This window comes from Candidatus Ruminimicrobium bovinum (assembly GCF_902760015.1).
In the GTDB taxonomy this organism is placed as follows: Bacteria; Elusimicrobiota; Endomicrobiia; order Endomicrobiales; family Endomicrobiaceae; genus Ruminimicrobium; species Ruminimicrobium bovinum.
In genome coordinates, this window is record NZ_CACWEU010000115.1 from 1 (window position 1) to 2045 (window position 2045).

Annotated in this window: 3 protein-coding genes; all 3 read right to left on the reverse strand. The window is 25.8% G+C overall.

Going from position 1 to position 2045, the window contains the following annotated elements; genetic code table 11:
- Positions 1-267, reverse strand: a 267-nt coding sequence (locus tag ACMUOV_RS04095) for a hypothetical protein (protein ID WP_413853844.1), incomplete at its 3' end; no start/stop codon positions are given.
- A 285-nt stretch (positions 268-552) separates the two neighbouring features.
- A complete protein-coding gene (locus ACMUOV_RS04100) occupies positions 553-1263 on the reverse strand; it encodes a hypothetical protein (RefSeq protein WP_413853845.1) in 711 nt (236 codons plus the stop codon).
- Between the two features lie 83 nt (positions 1264-1346).
- A complete protein-coding gene (locus ACMUOV_RS04105) occupies positions 1347-1775 on the reverse strand; it encodes a hypothetical protein (protein ID WP_413853846.1) in 429 nt (142 codons plus the stop codon).
- Positions 1776-2045 lie beyond the last annotated feature (270 nt).

The following is a 2045-nucleotide window of genomic DNA, read 5'->3' on the forward strand; positions in this document are numbered from 1 at the left end:
TGCTATCCCGTTTGTTACATTTACTACACTGTCCGCATACTTATCTAAAAAGTTCGTTTGTGTTTCTACCGCACAGCTTATCGCTTCAATAAAATTATTTTTAAATTCCGCACTCTTCGGAATAAAGCCGTTGAAAAATATTGCCACAACTAAAAAAACGCTTAGCATTTTTTTAAGCTGAAATGCTGAGATGCTTAAAAGCTGAAAAGTTGTCGGTGTCCTACGGACAATATTTCTTATAATAGTATAAATTCCTAAATTCTTCATACTATTATTCTAACACATCTTACAACTTTTTCAACATCCATTTGTGAAATTTTTGTGAATTTTTTATTATTTATCCAACAATTGTTTTCTGCTTTGCCATAAGTGTTTTTATTATTTATTTAAATAAATAATCCATATTATTCTTCTTTTTGTGTTTTCTTAAAAAATCATAAAAACATAAACAAAAAAACTACCCTAATTTTTATTAGAGTAGTTTTTAAGTTTTTTAATTCTTTTTTCGTTTTTTCATTGTTTAGTTATAAAATTATGAAAAACAAATTTATATTACTTGAAACCGAAATCCCCATATCCACCATCTGAAGAACCAGCACTTGATGCACCTGCATTAGAATCACCTGTATCAAAGCCGAAATCCTTATATCCACCACTGCCACTACCACTAAATTCTAAATTGGAATTATTTGTTTTCTTTTTATTTGGTTTGAGTTTGTTTACTTCTTTTTTTAATTTGTTTATTTCATTTTTTATTTTTTTGTTATCTAATACTATATTTTTATTTTTTAATTTATTAGTATATTTCTTAGCAAGTGTTTCCTTTTGTTTTTTACTTAATCCTTTTACATTTACTTTCGGATTTTTCATTACTTTGCCATTCTTATTCTTTACCACCAAATTATTACCTTTTACTTGTACTTTGCTGCACGTATTACTTTTTACTTTACTTTTTACTTCTTTTTTTAATTTGTTTATTTCCCCTTTTATTTCTTTATTTTTTACTATTTTGTTTTTATTGTTTAGTTTATTAGTATATTTGTTAGCAAGATCTTTCTTCTGAGCTCCACTTAACCCTTCTACATTTATTTTTAGGTTTTCCATTACTTTGCCATTTTTATTTATTACTATTAATTGATTACCTTTAACTTGTACTTTGCCTATGGTATTATCATTTATTTTTGTTTTTATCAAACTTGCAAGTCCTTTAACTACAGTTGCTATAATATTATTTTCTTTAAGTGCTTTTTTAACATAACTCAAAAGCACTCTTACTTTGCTCGGAACTCAATCCTTTGATACTTTTACTTTCTAATTTATCCGTATCAGGATTATAAACAATTATATTATTCCCCCTCTATAATTCCGTTTATTACTTTTGGTTTTATTCCTTGGATAATATATGTATTATTTACATATTTCGGTTCAGCTTCATTCACAGAAAAAGATATATTTTCTTGTGATACCTTTCCACTTGCTATATAGTTATATAAATTTTTACTTATTTCTACATTTGACTCTTTTGAACCATATGAAACGTTAGCATAGTATATAGTTGTTCCATTATCTTCCAACCGCCATATATTTTTAACTTTAGCATTATTAAATGTAACCTTTGAAGATGTAGTATGCATATTATTATTTTCTACATCCTTTGTAATTCCCATATCCGCTTTACCGTTTGAAAAATTTTCCACAACTGCAAAAGAAGGGTTTATTATACTGAAAATAAACAATACAGCTACCAAAACCGACATAAATTTTGTTTTTTTCATTTTTATTCTCCTTTTTTATTTTTCAAACAAAAACCTGTGTTTTGTTTAATTTATAATATTAAATTTATATTTAATGCAAAAAATGTTTTTAATGAACAGACTCTGTCTGTCTATACCATTAAGAGTTGTTAAATTTTTTTACAACTCTCATACTATAATTATAACATTTTTTCTAATACTTGCATGATAAGGTCAAAATAGATATTGCCGTTTTTTTATAAAATAAAAGAACGGAGAAAAGGAGATGAAAAAAGGAAAAACAAACAAAAA